Source organism: Streptomyces sp. Je 1-369 (assembly GCF_026810505.1).
In the GTDB taxonomy this organism is placed as follows: Bacteria; Actinomycetota; Actinomycetes; order Streptomycetales; family Streptomycetaceae; genus Streptomyces.
This window is the reverse complement of sequence record NZ_CP101750.1, coordinates 7569270-7584566: the sequence shown is the minus strand read 5'-3', so window position 1 is coordinate 7584566 and position 15297 is coordinate 7569270. Positions and strand designations below refer to the sequence as shown.

Genomic DNA, 15297 nt, shown 5'->3' with positions numbered 1-15297 from the left:
ACAAGGGCGTGGGCGGTCCGGTCCTCGACCGAACCGCCGGGGTCGTTCCGCCCGCGTCGCGGGCTCACTTCACGCCGTCGTCCGGCGACCCACAGCCTCGACGGCAGCAGTGGAGCGCGCCCGGTCACGGATACGTTCCGCACCCGAGCGGGGGTGCCGTCGGGCACCCCCGTCCCCCGCCCTCGCGACGGTCGCTCCCCCGATCCTGTACGGACCACCCGTTCGTACACCCCCGTAGTACGTCCGGTCACCGGATCTCTTTCCCCCATCGGTGTTTTCAGGTCCGCCACGGTTCCGCGGCCGTGGGTACACCTTCTCCCCGCGCGCGGGCGAGGGCGACCGTGAAAACCCTGGAGTCCGGTACCGGGGGCCGGGGTGGGCCGCCGGGACCCGCGAGACAGGCGGGACGCACGGGACGTACGCCCGCGCGGGCGACCCCTTCGCGGGAGCCGTGAGCCGGTGGTTCCGCCGTTCAACCACTTGGCCTCACGGGCGAACCCAGGGTTTTCCTCGGGGAGTTCGGCGCGCCCCGGGCCCCGCCTCGTCAGCTCGCCCCCCAGCCGCCGTCCACCGGGAGCGAGGCTCCGGTGACGTACCCCGTATGGGGTCCGCAGAGCCAGAGCGCGACCGCGGCGACCTCCGCCGGTTCGATCAGCCGCTTGATCGCGGACCGGTCGAGCAGGACGTCCGAGACGACGTCCCGGGGCGCGATGCCGTGCACGGCGGCCTGGTCCGCGATCTGTCCTTCGACCAACGGCGTACGGACATAGCCGGGGTTGACGCAGTTGCTGGTCACCCCGTGCGGGGCGCCTTCCAGCGCGGCGACCTTGCTGAGCCCCTCCAGGCCGTGCTTGGCGGCGACGTACGCGGACTTGAAGGGGCTGGCCCGCAGCCCGTGCACGCTGGAGATGTTCACGACGCGGCCCCACCCCTGCCCGTACATGTGCGGCAGACAGTGCTTGAGCAGCAGGAAGGGTGCGGTGACCATGAGCCGTTGGAGCTGCTCGAACCGGTCGGGGTCGAACTCCTCGATGGGGGCGACGTGTTGCGTGCCCGCGCTGTTGACCAGGATGTCGACGGCGGTCGGCAGTCCGGGGACCGCGCCCGCGTCGGTGAGGTCCACGACATGCGGGACCCCGCCGACCGCGTCGGCCACCGCCTTGGCCGAATCCGCGTCCACGTCGACGACATGGACCAGGGCGCCACCGGCGGCGAACGCCTCGGCGCAGGCCCGCCCGATGCCGCTCCCGCCGCCGGTCACCAGGACGGACCGGCCGGTGAAGTGTTCGCTCGTCATGCCAGGAACGCTAAGGAAGCGGGGGCGGCCCCTCCCATGGTCGCGGGCACCACAGTGCGGAGGCGCGGGGTGTGGGCTAGCGCCGTACGGGACGGCTGTTGAGCGGACACGAGGGCGCGGCTTTCCACGTACCGCGCAGGTTTGCCCGTACGCAGTGACTACCGCGGTCGATGGAGCGGGAGGTCAACTCACGGGTTGACGAGGACGGGCCCGCCCGAGAAGTACGTTCTGTCCGAGCGCCCCGACCCGAGGAGGCGCCGAAGACAGGGGGACACCCATGCGACCGCACGAGCGAACTCACCTACGGCGACGCACCGCGACCAGGGCCTTCCTCGGCTTCGCCATCGGCGCCGGTCTCGCCGCCGGGAGCCTCGCGGGCGCGACGACGGGTGCCGCGGCGGACGGCCGGGGCGCGAAGCCCGCCGCGACGACCACCGGCGTCGGCATCCCGGCCTCGCACAACAACCTCGGCCTCACCACCGCGGAGGCCAGGAAGGTGCAGACCTGGCTGGCGGCGCACTGGCAGTACACGGGCTCCATCGACGGAAGGCTCGGCACCAGCAGCTGGGCGGCCATGCAACGCTATCTCAGGGCGGACTGGAACTACACCGGGCCGGTCAACGGGGACCTCGGCACCGCCACGCTGAAGTCGCTGCACAAGATGCTGCAGACGAACTGGGGGCTCACCGACCCGTTCGACGGGGTCGTCGGCCCCAGGTTCCAGGCCGCGTTCAAGCGGTTCGCCAACGGCATCTGAGCCCGACCTCGGCCTCGACAAGACCGCGGCCACCACGTCGATCACCGTGTCGCTCCCGGCGCACTGATCCCGCGCACAGGCGCACGCCTGCGCATACCCGCAGGCCTCACGGGCCCCCGTGCTTCACTCCACGTCGTACTTGACGAATTTCCGCCTCTTGACACCCGCCGGGCGGCGGCGCCGACGGCGTTCGCCGCCCGTCACATGCATGTCGTCCCCGCCCGGCGCACCCCGGACGACGTGCACGGGGTCCCCGAGTACCACGTCGGACGGTTCCTCCAACAGACCGGCGTCCCTGATTCCGCCAACAAGTCCCGGGTTGTCTAGACCCATTGACAGCCTTTGTGGCGCTCCCTAATGTCCCGAGAACCGCCAGAAGAACGACACCGCACATCGATCTTTCGTGGGGGGCTCGTGAACAGCACACCCGGTTCCGGCGACATCAAAATGGCAGCTCCCCAGAATCGTGAAGGTCTGCCCATCGTCAGTCTCGATCAGGCCCACTCGCCACAGAAGGTCCTGGCTCACGGCGAATTGCTGCGGCGTTTCGTGGCGGGTCAGGAGATCAAACCCGTTCACATGCGGATCGGCATCATGGGCGCCTGCAATATGCGGTGCAATTTCTGCAACTTCCACTCGCCCAACGAGGAACAGTTCTACGACCTGTTCTCGTTCAAGGACTCGATCGCCACCGACAAGGCGGTCACGCTGCTCCGCGAATTCGCCGCGAACGACGGCCGGGCCGTGACGTTCTGCGGCAGCGGCGAGTGCACCATCCACCCCGGCTACGCGGACATCTGCCGGGCCGGCCACGCGGCGGGGCTGCGGATCGGGCTCATCACCAATGGCTCGCGCCTCGGCCGCCCCAAGGTCGCCGACTGCGTCGCCGAGACTCACACCTGGGTCCGCATCGGCCTGAACGCCGGTACGGAAGCCACCTTCGACGACATCACGCGGGACCGCGAGCAGACGTTCTCGAAGTTCATCGGATCGGTAGGCAAGCTCCGCGAGAACGCCGTCGACCCGGACTTCCGCATCGGCTTCAACTACGTGATCACCCTCCAGAACTACCGGGAGATCCTGGAGGCGGCCCACATCGCCCACGAGTCCGGCGCCCACTACGTGCGTTTCGAACCCGAGTTCTACAGCGCCCTCGGCCACGAAACCATCGAATCCGTGATGCCGGAGATCTCCGAATCCCTCACCCGCGCCGCCGCCCTCTCCACGCAGGACTTCGAGGTGTCGGTCCCCAAACTGGACCGCGGCCCGATGGACCAGGTGGAGGAGGTCGAGGGCGACTTCGAGCACTGCCACTACAGCCGGTTCGTGACGGCCGTCGGCGCCGACGGAAATCTCTACCCGTGCCCGCAGGTCCACCTCAACAGCCGCTATCTGATCGGCAATGTCCTCGAACAGGGATATGCGGACGTCCTCGAGGGCGGGCCGCGCGCGGAATGGGAGGCGTCCAACCCGCGTCGGACCGACCTCTGCAAGTCGTGCTTCTACCGCCCCCAGAACGAGCTCCTTGAACTCCTCAAACGCGGCCAGATCAAACTCGACGAGGCCCTGGACGCGTACGCGCTGGAAGTACCCAGCACCCTGCACGGCGACTTCGTCTGAGCCGCACATGCAACTACGCCACCTAAGCGGGCTCCTCGCCGCCGAGCCGTCCCTGCGGCAGGCCAAGGGCGCCGTGAACGCCATGAACGGCGTGCGCGCCGTCGTCGAGCGGCTGGCCCGTGTCGATCGGGCCCCGCTCACCACCGCCGACAGCACCGCCTCGGTGCGCGATGGACTGCACCGCGAGCGGCTGGTGTTCCAGTCCCCCGTACGCGGCTCCTTCCACGGCACGCTCCTCGCGCCGTCCGACCCGGCGCCCGGTGCGACGCCCGACCCGGCGCCCGGTCCCGCCGTCCTCGTCCTCGGCGGCAAGAACGCCCGTCTGGACCAGCTCACCGGCGACGTGCCACCGGACCACCCCGACCGCAACGTCGCCGAGCAGCTGGCGCGGGCCGGTTTCGTCACGCTCTCCTTCGACCACGGCATCGGCGGCGGCCTGGACGCCGGACGCCGAGCGGGCCGGGACGAAGGGACGCTGCTGGCCCACGCGTTCGCGCTCACCGGCCACTCCCTGCTCGGCGCCCTCACCGGCGACGCCCTGGGCGCCCTGGACGTCCTCGCCGCCCACCCGCGCGTCGACCCGCGACGCGTCGGGCTCTTCGGCCACAGTCTCGGCGCGGCGGTCGCCCTGCACACGGCGCTGCTCTCCGGACGCCGGGATCTCCCGCTCTGCGCGGCGAGCCACCTCGGCACCTACCAGGCCCTGTTCGAGCGGCTGCTGACCGGGCACGAGGGCGCGGTGCTCCCCGGCATCCTGGAGTACGCCGACCTGCCCGACCTGTACGGCACCCTCGCCCCGGCCCCGCTCCAGCTCCAGTACGGCACGGCCGACTCCTACCTGGACCCCGACGACGCCCGGGCCGCGGCCGACGCGGTCCGGGAGACGTACGCGAGCGCCGGAGCCGAAGCCGAGGTCCACGAACTCGCCATGGGACACGGCACCCACGTCGGCCACGCGGCGGACTTCTTCGCCCGCACGCTCAGCGGGATCCGGCCGCAGCCATGCGAAGCTCCCCAAGTGCCCGCCCAGCGCATCCACTTCGAGGTCGACGAACGGCGCACCGTGCTCGACCGCGTCGACGCCGCACTGGACTCCGGCATCCTCACGCAGGGCCCGCAGGTCGCCCGCTTCGAGGAGCTCGCCCGCCCCTGGACCGGCACGGACACCGCCGCGGTCGCGTCCGGCTCGGCGGCGCTGGAGATCGCCCTGCGCATCATCGGCGTGGCGGGCCGCACGGTGCTCGTACCGGTCAACACGTTCTTCGCGACGGCCGCCGCGGCCGTACGGGCCGGGGCGGCCGTGCGCTTCGTCGACATCGAGCTCGACGGTCTCGGCATGGACCCGGACGCCCTGCACGCCGCCCTCGACCGGCACCCCGACACCGCCGCCGTGCTGCCCGTCCACATCGGCGGCATCGTCTCACCCGCGCTCGACGCGGCGCTCGCCCACTGTCACCTGCGCGGCATCCCCGTCGTGGAGGACGCGGCGCACGCCTTCGGGGCGACGCTCGGCGGGCGTCCGGCGGGGAGCTTCGGACGGTTCGGCGCGTTCTCGTTCTACCCCACGAAGGTGGCGGTGAGCGGCGAGGGCGGCCTGCTGTCGGCCGCGTCGGCGGACGACCTGGAGCAGGTGCGGCGCTGGCGCGACCACGGCAAGAGCGCCCAGGGATCCACGCTGCACGACCGGCCGGGCGGCAACTGGCGCCTGAGCGAACTGCACGCCGCCGTAGGCACGGTGGACCTGGAGCGCTTCTCCGGCACCCTGGCCGCGCGCAGGGCGCTCGCCGCCCGGTACGACGTGCTGCTCGCCGACGTCCCGGGGATCCGCCCGCACGCCGTGCCCGCGGCGGCCGGCAGCAACTACTACAAGTACCTCGCCTATCTGGATCCCGACGGCCCGCTGGATCGCCCGCTCCTGAAGAAGGTCCTGCGGGAACGGCACGGGGTGGCGCTGGCCGGCGAGGTGTACGACCACTTGCTGTGCGACCAACCCCAGTTCGCGCCGCAGCGGCAACTGGACGCGGCAGGTGGCGCGTTCGAGCGGGCCCGCTGGTTCGCGCGGCACCATGTCGCGCTGCCGCTGTACCCGTCCCTCACGGAGGACGAGCAGGTCCGGGTGGTCGCCGCACTCCGCAGCGAGCTGCCGTGACCCCCGAACCCTCCGTCGCAGTGACGATCTCCGCGTTCCGCCGAGGGGAGTGGCGCACCTCCCTCGACCGGGCGCCGCTGCCCGGCCCCGCGGGACGGGAGCTCGCGCTGGTGCCGGAGATAGTCGCCGACGCGGACCGGCGATGGTGGGACGGCGCCCTCCCGGCGCTGCCCCTGTTCACCGGCCGCCGCGAACTCCTGCTCACCGCACTGGAGTTGTTCGACACCGGCACCCTCACCGTCGGAGGCATCGGCGAGCAGAGCGCCGAGGCGTTCCGCGCGGCACTGTGGGAGAGCGCGGGGCTGCCCGGCCCGTTGGTGGACCGGTGGTGCGCGATGCTGCGGGACGGCGTCCTGAAGAAGGATGACGCCCCCGAGCCCGACGGGGCGCTGGCCCTGGTCGCGCTGCCGGGCAACACCTTCACCTGCCTGGACGCGGTCTGCGACCAGGCCGAGCGCTCGGCGGGCGTGTGGCTGCGTCCGAGCCGGCGCGAGCCGGTCTCCGCGGCGCGGCTGGTCGCGGCCCTGCTCGCGGCGGGCTGGCCACGGGCCCGCCTCGGCTTCTACCCCGGCGAACAGCGCTCCCTGCAGGGCCTGTTACGGCTCACCGACCGGCACGTCGTCTACGGCGGCGCCCGCCTCGCCGCCTCCGTCCGCTCCTCCCCCGCGCTCACCCTGCACGGCCCAGGACGCGGCTGCGCACTCGTGCCGCCCGACATGCCGACGGACGACGCCGTGGCCTGGCTGCTGCCGCTGATCGCGGCCGACTCGGGGCGCTTCTGCAGCAACGTACGGACCGTCGTGTGCGAGAAGCCCGACGCCGCCGCGCCCTTGGCGCGGGGCCTCGCCGCCGCCCTCGACGCACTGCCCCCGGACGGGCCGTGGCCGCTGACGGCCTTCCGGGAGCCGGGCGCCGCCGAGAGCACGACGCGCGGCATCCGTGACCGTCTCCGCCCCGGCGACCGCATCCTGACCCGCCGCCCGCCCGTCCTGCACAGCACGGCCGACGACGTGTACGCGCTGCCCCACATCGCCCTCCTTGACGGCCATGTCACGGCGTTCACGCGAGGCACGGACGACGCGGCGGCGTCCCACCCGCTGATCGGCCACGAGGTCCCCTTCCCCTTCGCCGCCGTCCTGAGCGCCTCCCCCCGTGCCGCGGACGCCATCACCGCCGACGCCCTGTTCGTGTACCGCCCAGCGAAGTGAGGCCCGCATGACGACCGCCTTCGGCACGCTGCCCGACAGGCTGCGCGAGCGCGTCCCGGAGCTCGGCGTCGGCCTCGACACGTGGACGCGCCGCATGATGCGCTGGCACTTCGACCCGGAGACCGGCAGCCCCTTCTGGGTCGCCCGGCGCGGGAAGCTCGGCTTCGACCCGGTCGAGGACATCGGCGGCTTCGCCGACCTGGACCGCTTCGGCCTCTTCGACAAGGCCGAGCTGCGCGCCGCGAATGCCCGCGATCTGCTGCCGCGCGGCTACCGCGACCGGCCCTTCCGGGTCTTCGAGACGGGCGGCACCACGGGCCCGCCCTGCCGGATCGTCAACGTCACGCGCCTCGCGTACGACGTGGAGGTCTACCGCACCGTGCTCGAGGCGCGCGGGGTCGCGGGCGGCGACATCCTGGCGATGACGCCGAGCGGGCCGCACGCGTACGGGCACTTCGTGGAGGGCCTCGCGGACAGCTGGCGCGGCGCCGTGCACGCCATCGACTTCGACCCGCGCTGGGTGAAGGCCGCGCTGCGCTCGGGCGGCGAGGCCGACGGCTACACCGCCCACCTGATCGACCAGACCCTCACGCTGCTCGCCGCCGAGCGCCCCGCGCTGCTCTTCACGACCTCCCGGCTGCTCGTCGAGCTCGCGATGCGGCTGCCCGGGCCCCTGCACACGTACGGCATCCGCGCGGTCTGCACCGGCGGCACCTCGTGCAGCGCCGCGGAGGCCGAGTTCCTGCGCGAGGAGCACCTGGCGGACGTGCAGTGGATCGACACGTACGGCAACACGCTGGTCGGCCACGCTCTCCAGGCCGACCCCCTGGCGGACGCGGCCACCGTCGAGGGCGGCACCGGGCACTCCTACCACCTGCCGCCGCCCTTCGCGGTCCTGAAGGTCGTCGACGACTCCGACCCGTGGCGCGAGGTCGAGGTCGGACAGCGGGGCCGGGTGCGCGCCACGACGCTCCTGGAGGACCTCTTCCTGCCGAACCTCCTGGAGCGGGACAGCGCGGTCAGGACCGGGCCGCATCCGTGGTTCCCCTGGGACGGGGTCGCCGCCGTGCGGCCCTTCGTGGAGTCCGGGGCCGCCGAAGAGGCGGTGGAAGGCGTCTACTGACCGGTCCGCAGGCCGGTCCACCCGACCCGAAGGATCGAGGGACACGCATCGTGAACCTGTCGTCGAACGGCGTACCGATACCCTTCACGCCGGAACTCTTCGGCCCGCTGCGCCCCAGCGCGGACCTGTTGGAGACGAGGGACGCCGGCGCGCTGCGGGAGCGGCTGCACGCGGACGGCTGCCTGTACCTGCCGGGTCTGCTCGACCGCGCGGAGGTGCTGCGGCTGCGCGGCCGGTACTTTTCCCTCTTCCCGCCGGGCCTGCTCGCACCGGGCAGTACGCCCGAGGACGGCGTGTTCTCCGGCCGCGTACCCGAAGACGTCCCGGAGTACGGAGTGGCGGGGCACCCGGCCCACGCGTTCGTACGCTCGGAGCCCTTCGACCAGTTCGTGGCGAACCCCGCCCTGTCCGAGCTCGCCGGTCAGCTCCTCGACGCCAAGGCGGAGATGCTGCCGCGCCGCATCCTGCGCCACTTCCACCGCGGCACCCGGCGCGCCTCCCGCGCCCACGTCGACTTCGACTACATGGACGAGGGATCGCCGCGCGTCGTCACCTTCTGGATCCCGGTCGGCGACTGCCCGCCGCCCACCGGCGCCCTGGTCTACCTGGAGGGCTCCCACCGACTGCCGCCCGAGGAGTACGCCCCGCTGCGCGACACCACCGACCGGCCCGGCGACCGGCGGCAGATCTGCCACGACCTGGAGCTGACCGCCCGCACCCTCGGCCGCCGCTGGCTGTACGCGGACTTCGCGGCGGGCGACGTGATGGTGCACCTGCCCCGCATCATCCACGCCTCCCTGGACACGACGACGGACACGATGCGCCTCTCCGTGGACACCCGCTTCGTACGCTCCGACGACAGACCTGACCCGCGCTGGCTCCGCCCCTGGTCGGCGGACGACGGGGCGTGACCCACCGCGCCCCGTATGCCTTCACCCCCACATCCGCACCGGGCGCCCTCCCGCCGCGTCCGACCGCTCCGCCGCCACGATCACCTCGTCGACGAGGCGGGCCTCCGCCACCGGGCACACCGGCTCCTTCCCCGTCGCCGCGGCGGCCGCGAAGTCGGCGAGCAGGGACTGGTGGGGGTTGGCGGGCGGGGGAAGCAGGAGCGACGGGCCCGGGGGTGCGTCGATACGGCCCGCGTCCAGTGGCGCGAGCGTCAGTGTGCGGCCGCCGCCCGTCAGCCGGAAGCGGTCCACGGGCGGCCCTTCGCGCCACTCCACGAGGCAGTGCGCCCGGAGGCCGGAGGGCCAGCGCAGGGTGAGTTCGGCGCGTCGTTCCGCGCCGCGCGGGAAGCGGTCGCCGAGCCGGGCCGTCAGCTCACAGGGGCGCCCGAACAGATGGAGCAGCAGGTCGATCCGGTGGCTTCCCGCGTCCGCAAGGACCCCGCCGCCGGACAGGCCGGGGTCGGTGCGCCAGCGCATCGGGTCGTCGGGGCCGGGTGCGAAGGCACACCGGAAGTGCACCTCGACCCGGTCGGGCGTCCAGGCGTCGAGTTCCTCGCGCAGCCGTCGTACGGCGGGCGCGAGCCTGCGGTAGTAGGCGACCCCCGCGCGCCGCCCCGCCGTGTCGAGCGTGCCCCCGGTGCCGAGGCCGCCGGCGAGAGGCTTCTCGATCAGGACGGGCAGGCCCGCTGCCAGGACGGCGCGGGCGAGCGGCACGTGGTGTACGACGGGTGTGGCGATGTACACGGCGTCGACGCCGGACAGCAGGACGTCGAAGGCGGCACCGGATCTGGCGACGGCATGGCGTTCCGCGGTACGTGCGGCGCGGTGCGGGTCGCGGCCCCAGAGGGCCACGGGTTCCTCGCCGAGGGCGTGCAGGGCGGGCAGGACGCGGCGGGTCACGATGTCGCCGTACCCGGCGATGCCCCACTTCACGACGGCTTCCCCCGCTCAGGGCACGATCGCCACCTTCAGGGTCTCGGGGGGCGGGCCGTCGTAGGGGGCGTGTTCGGCATCGGGGTAGAGGGCGCGGCTCGCGGAGAGCTGCTCCATGGCCTTGGGGAGTTCGTCGAGGGGGTACGTGTGCGTGTGGAGGTCGGGCAGGCGCAGGGCTTCGGTGCGGCGGTGGGCGAGGCGTTCGGCGACGGCGAGGGCTTCGGCGCGCGCGGTGTCGAGGGGTTCCGCGGAGCTGTGCACCCGCAGGCCCTTACGTTCCCAGGTGACCAGGTCGACGGTGACGTGCGTGTCGACGTGGTGCGTGCCGAGGAGGACGACGAGGCCGTTCTGCCGTACGAGTCCCACGCAGGCGTTGAGCGTCGTGGGGGTGCCGACGGCGTCGACGGCGACGTCGAAGTCCGCGCCTACGGCCGCGAGTTGCCCGGCGCTCCCGTCCACCCTTCGTACCGCGTCCGCGCCCGCCGCCGAGGAGCGTTCGAGCCGCCAGTCGTCGAGGTCGACGGCGACGACCTCGGCCGCGCCGCGCGCCACGGCGACCCGCAGCGCCATCTGCCCGACGGGCCCCTGCCCGACGATGGCGACGCGGTCGCCGAGCCGGACGCCGCGGGTGGCGTGCACGGCGAGCGGGAGGAGTTGCAGGAGCGCGCCCTGCTCGAAGGGCACGGCGTCGGGCAGGGCGCCCACGGAGATCTCGCGGGCCAGGGCGAACTCGGCGTACCCGGTGGTGAGCGGCGTGCGGACGAACACGCGCTGCCCGGGCACCACACGCTGCACTCCCGCCCCTGTCGCCTCGACCACTCCGGCGATCTCATGGCCGAAACACCCCTGGGAGCAGTGGTCGCGCAGTCCGTAGTAGTGGAAGTAGGCGAGGTCGCTGCGGTTGCAGACCGTGCAGGCCCGTACGCGGACCAGCACCTCCAAAGGCCCCGGCTCCGGCACCGCCACGTCGGTGACCAGCCGGATGTCGCGCCTGCCGACGAGTTCGTACCTGCGCATGACTCTCTCCCCTCAGCGGATGCGACCTGCGGAAGCCTCAAGGATTCCCCAACTCACGCACCGTCATGGTGGATTCGCCCGGCTCGACCGGTTCCGACTCCTTGACAGCCCGGTTTGGTACGAGCCAATATCCACTATCCGATTGGCCTGGACCAATTGGCAGGAGCCCCGCCGCACATTCCGTGCACCATCCGTCCCACGTACCCGCAACTTCGGAGGTCGCGCCATGGCACCGAGCAGTGACCCGTCTCTGGAGCACCTCGCCCACTCCGTGCTGCAGCCCGGCTTCGAGGGCACCACGGCCCCCGCCTGGCTGCGCCGCAGGATCGCCGAGGGTCTGGGCTCCGTCGTCCTGTTCGCACGGAACATCGAGACACCGGAGCAGGTCGCCCGGCTCACCACGGACCTGCGCGCGGAGAACCCGGACCTGATCGTCGCCATCGACGAGGAGGCGGGCGACGTGACCCGTCTGGAGGCGTGGACCGGCTCGTCCCGGCCCGGCAACCTCGCCCTCGGCGCCGTCGACGACATCGACCTGACCGAGCGGGTGGCCCACGACATCGGCCGCGATCTGCACGCCGCGGGTGTCTCCCTCAACTTCGCGCCGAGCGCCGACGTGAACTCCAACCCGCTCAACCCGGTGATCGGCGTACGCTCCTTCGGCTCCCGTACCGACGTCGTCTCCCGCCACACGGCCGCCTGGGTCCGCGGCCTTCAGGACGCCGGCGTCGCCGCCTGCGCCAAGCACTTCCCCGGCCACGGCGACACGGTCGTCGACTCGCACTACGGCCTGCCCCAGGTGAAGGGCTCCGCCGAGGAGATCGCGCTCACCGCGCTGCCGCCGTTCATCGCGGCGATGGAGGCGGGCGTACGCGCCGTGATGACCGCGCACCTCCTCGCCCCCGCCTACGATCCGGACCTGCCCGCGACCCTCAGCCACCGCATCCTGGTGGAACTGCTGCGCGGGGAGCTGAACTTCGACGGCCTCGTCGTCACCGACGGCATCGAGATGGGTGCGGTCACCGACCGTTACGGCATCGACGGCGCGACGGTCAAGGCCTTGGCGGGCGGTGTGGACGCGGTGTGCGTGGGCGGCGAGAGTGCCGACGAGGCCACGTTCGACCTGCTCTCCACAGCCCTGGTGAAGGCGGTCATCGACGGCACGCTGCCCGAGGCGCGGCTCGTCGAAGCGAGCACGCGCGTACGGGAGTTCGCTGCCTGGTCCGGCGAGCGATCGCGAGCCGTCGCCCGCGCGGCGGGCCCCACCGACATCGGCCTGGTCGCCGCCCGCCGAGCCGTGCGGGTGCACCACCGCACCGGCACGGCGAACGCGTCGCTCCCCGTCGTGGGCGTCCCGCACGTCGTGGAGCTGTCCCCCACGATGAACCTGGCCATCGACGGCCACACCCCGTGGGGCGTCGCCGAGCCGCTGCGGGACCTGCGCCCCGGCACCACGTCCGTACGGCTCACGGAGCCCGACCTCGCCCACGCAGCCGACATCCTGGACGGCGAGGTGCTGACCCCGGCGACGGGCCGCGCTCTGGTGGTCGTCGTGCGGGACGCGGCCCGGCACCGCTGGATGACCGACACCCTCAACCGCATCCTGCGGTGCCGCCCCGATGCCCTGGTCGTGGAGATGGGCGTCCCGGCGGGCGACGCGCTCGGCGCCACCCGCCTGATCACCCACGGCGCGACCCGTGTCTCGGGCATCGCGGCGGCGGAACTGCTCGCGGGCGGGGGTCTCACCCCTTCAGCGGCCCCTCGCAGCTGAAGTCCGCGCTGCCCGCGCGGCCGTCGGTCCAGATGTCGACCTCGCCGAAGGAGCAGTTCATGTCGGCGAGGTTGTTGTCGCCCGCCGTGGACCGTTCGAGGAGGAAGTAGTCGACGGTCTCCGACATGTCCTTGAACACGGCGTCGGGGTCGCCGGACGCACCGAGGTTCGCGGTGATGCGGCCCGTGCAGGTGTACCGCGGCCGCTCCGGCGCACCGTTCGACCGGCAGGCGGGCGTGATGCCCGTCGTCGCCGCGATGGAGGCACGTACCTGGTCGGCGGTGGTGTCGCGGAGCTCGGCGACCGGCACGTACGTGGTGTCGGGCACGAAGAGGTCGTCGACGTGCGCGATCTGCTTGTCGAGGAACGCGTCGTACTGGCTCTGCAGTCCGCGGTCCTTGCCGAGCCGGTCGCGCCAGGCGTCGAAGCGCGCCGGGTCGTCGGCCCGCAGGTACCCGTACATCTCCTTGAGCAGGGCGGGGCGTTCGGCCCACAGGAACTCGAAGAACGTTCCGGCGTAGTCGTAGAAGCGGAAACCGTCGCCGTCATAGGTGGCGTGCAGGAGCTGGTCGACGGTCATCCGCGGGCCGCCGTCGGCCGTGTCGTCGATGATGCCCTGGACCAGTGACTTGCGGACCTCGATGCCGTCGTCGCGGGTGGCGCCGTCGAAGAACTCTGCGGTGCCCTCGTCCATCGCGGTGGTCCGGTCGCCCTGGTACCAGGGGCCCTCGCCGAAGAACCCGGGCACGGCCCAGCGGCCGTTCAGGTAGTGCGTGTACTCGTGGCGGAAGAGCTCCTCCAGCGTCAGCGTGGAGTCCTGCGGGACCCGCCGCTGATAGGTGTAGAAGGTCGCGCCGCGCTCGATGTAGACGCCGCCGTTGTTCGTGTCCATGCCGGTGAGCAGCGGGTGGTAGTTCTCGTAGTCGGCGCGCGAGGCGTAAAGGACCGTCGTCAGCGTGGTGTTGGGGTCGCCCGCGAGCGGCTCCTCGGTGCCGACGACCCGGTGGAACTGCGCCTTGACCTGCTTGCTCGCGTAGTAGAGCTGGTCGACGGTGCCCCGGTCGAGCGCCGTGCGGACCTTCATGCCGCCTTTGTCGTACGCATAGGTCTGCGGGAAGAGGCGGCGCTCGATGTCGGCCTTGCACACCTTGTAGGGCGCGCAGGCGCCGAACTCGTTCAGCCAGGTGGCGACCTTTGCCCAAGGGGCGCTGCCCTCACCGAAGTTGCGGACGACGACGTCCACGAGCCCGCCGAGCCCGGAGACGATCTCCGCGGTGATCCCGTCGACCTGCCCGAACCTTCCGTACTCGCTCAGCGCGTCGCGCACGACCCAGGCGTTGGCGGTGCCCTTGAGGTGGGTGTATCCGCCGAAGGCCTTGAAGGCGGCACGGTAGGAGGGGTCGGCCTTCACCGCGGCGTGGAAGGCGGCGTCCCGGTTGCCGGGGTACACGCCGAGATAGCTCACGGACAGCGCGGCGAGCGCGGAACCGGCCCAGGCGGCGTCCTTCGCGGTGCCGGGGTGCTTGGCGTCCATGGTGGTAAGAACCCGCTTGATCAACGGTAGTTGATGCTGACGGAGCCCCGGCGCGCTCGCCGCGTAGAGCGCCTCGCGGAGCGAATCGGCGTTGCTCCGCGTCACGTCGAAGGTGCGGGGCGCGGAGCCGAAGGCGTCGACGGCGCGCCGCATCGCGTCCACGGTCGGCCCGTCGGTGACATCGATCTCATCGTGCGAGAAGTCCTGGTAGGCGACGGCATGGAGATACGTGAGCAGCTCCAGGAGGTTGCTGCCGTTCTTGCCGTCGTGGGCGGCCGCGAGCCCGGCGACGCGGCGGGAGACGGCCTGGACGTGCGCGTCCGACATGACGGGGGCGAGCCGCGCGTCCCAGGTCCAGATCAGGGTGCGGAGACAGCCGTCGGCGGTGACGGCGGGGTCGGCGAGGAAGTCGGCGAACCGGTCGGGCGAGAGTCCGGTGACACCGTCGAGGGTGCAGGGCGCGGCCTTCGCGGAGCTCGCTTTCGGCTTCGCTGTCGGCTTCGCTTTCGGCTTGGGCGTGCGGGGGCCGGGAGTGCGGCCGTCCTTGAGCCCGCCGGGTGCCGGGATCTCGTAGGCGCCGGGCTTCGGGGCCTTCGCCCGGCGGTCGACGACGTCCAGGGGGGTCCGGGCGGGGGGTGCGGATGTGGCGGTGCGGGGTTGCGCCGCCGCGGGGGCGGGCTCGGCAGCGTGTCCGAGCTGGACGGCCGAGGCGCAGAGGGTCGCCGCTATCGCGCCGGCGAGCACGGATCTGCGCAGGGTGCGTAGACGTGTCTGGGACATGTGGGACACCGATGGCTCCTGTGTGGGAGGTGGGGGCTGAGGTGCGGTGTACGTGACGCATGACGGCAACTGGCTTACATGCGACGGCCTTTGAGGCGTTGCCTCATGGCCGCCACTGCGTCATGTGATGCGTAACGTAGTAATGTGATATTGCACTG

General features: G+C 72.2%; 11 protein-coding genes. 7 read left to right on the top strand and 4 right to left on the bottom strand.

The window, feature by feature from the left end; genetic code table 11:
• Positions 1-544 precede the first annotated feature (544 nt).
• Positions 545-1297: a 3-hydroxybutyrate dehydrogenase gene (locus NOO62_RS33900; RefSeq protein ID WP_268774612.1), complete on the bottom strand. Its 753-nt coding sequence runs from the start codon at positions 1295-1297 to the stop codon at positions 545-547.
• Positions 1298-1574: 277 nt separating this feature from the next.
• Between NOO62_RS33900 and NOO62_RS33895 the strand changes: the two genes are divergently transcribed.
• The 6 genes from NOO62_RS33895 (at position 1575) to NOO62_RS33870 (ending at position 9065) form a co-directional block, all read left to right on the top strand.
• On the top strand, positions 1575-2054 hold the full coding sequence (locus tag NOO62_RS33895; protein ID WP_268774611.1) for a peptidoglycan-binding domain-containing protein: 480 nt from the start codon (positions 1575-1577) through the stop codon (positions 2052-2054).
• A gap of 579 nt (positions 2055-2633) precedes the next feature.
• Positions 2634-3674 carry a radical SAM protein gene (locus NOO62_RS33890; RefSeq protein ID WP_268774610.1) on the top strand — a complete coding sequence of 347 codons (1041 nt, stop codon included), beginning with the start codon at positions 2634-2636 and terminating at the stop codon, positions 3672-3674.
• A gap of 7 nt (positions 3675-3681) precedes the next feature.
• Positions 3682-5823: a DegT/DnrJ/EryC1/StrS family aminotransferase gene (locus tag NOO62_RS33885; RefSeq protein WP_268774609.1), complete on the top strand. Its 2142-nt coding sequence runs from the start codon at positions 3682-3684 to the stop codon at positions 5821-5823.
• Complete coding sequence (locus NOO62_RS33880) at positions 5820-7031, top strand: hypothetical protein (RefSeq protein WP_268774608.1); 1212 nt, start codon at positions 5820-5822, stop codon at positions 7029-7031. Before NOO62_RS33885 ends, NOO62_RS33880 begins: the two co-directional genes overlap by 4 nt.
• Positions 7032-7038: 7 nt before the next feature.
• A complete protein-coding gene (locus NOO62_RS33875; protein ID WP_268774607.1) occupies positions 7039-8154 on the top strand; it encodes a hypothetical protein in 1116 nt (371 codons plus the stop codon).
• Positions 8155-8204: 50 nt separating this feature from the next.
• Entirely contained in the window at positions 8205-9065 is an 861-nt protein-coding gene (locus NOO62_RS33870) for a phytanoyl-CoA dioxygenase family protein (protein WP_268774606.1), read from the top strand.
• Between the two features lie 21 nt (positions 9066-9086).
• On the opposite strand, the gene NOO62_RS33865 is transcribed toward NOO62_RS33870, so the two are convergent.
• Positions 9087-10037, bottom strand: coding sequence for a Gfo/Idh/MocA family protein (locus NOO62_RS33865; RefSeq protein ID WP_268774605.1), 951 nt, complete (start codon positions 10035-10037; stop codon positions 9087-9089).
• A 15-nt stretch (positions 10038-10052) separates the two neighbouring features.
• Positions 10053-11054 (bottom strand): zinc-dependent alcohol dehydrogenase, encoded by a 1002-nt coding sequence (locus NOO62_RS33860; RefSeq protein WP_268774604.1) that lies wholly within the window; start codon positions 11052-11054, stop codon positions 10053-10055.
• A gap of 226 nt (positions 11055-11280) precedes the next feature.
• Between NOO62_RS33860 and NOO62_RS33855 the strand changes: the two genes are divergently transcribed.
• Complete coding sequence (locus NOO62_RS33855) at positions 11281-12825, top strand: glycoside hydrolase family 3 protein (protein ID WP_268774603.1); 1545 nt, start codon at positions 11281-11283, stop codon at positions 12823-12825.
• Here NOO62_RS33855 and NOO62_RS33850 read toward each other — a convergent pair.
• Positions 12797-15139 (bottom strand): collagenase, encoded by a 2343-nt coding sequence (locus NOO62_RS33850; RefSeq protein WP_268774602.1) that lies wholly within the window; start codon positions 15137-15139, stop codon positions 12797-12799. The two genes, NOO62_RS33855 and NOO62_RS33850, sit on opposite strands and share 29 nt — an antisense overlap.
• Positions 15140-15297: the final 158 nt, after the last annotated feature.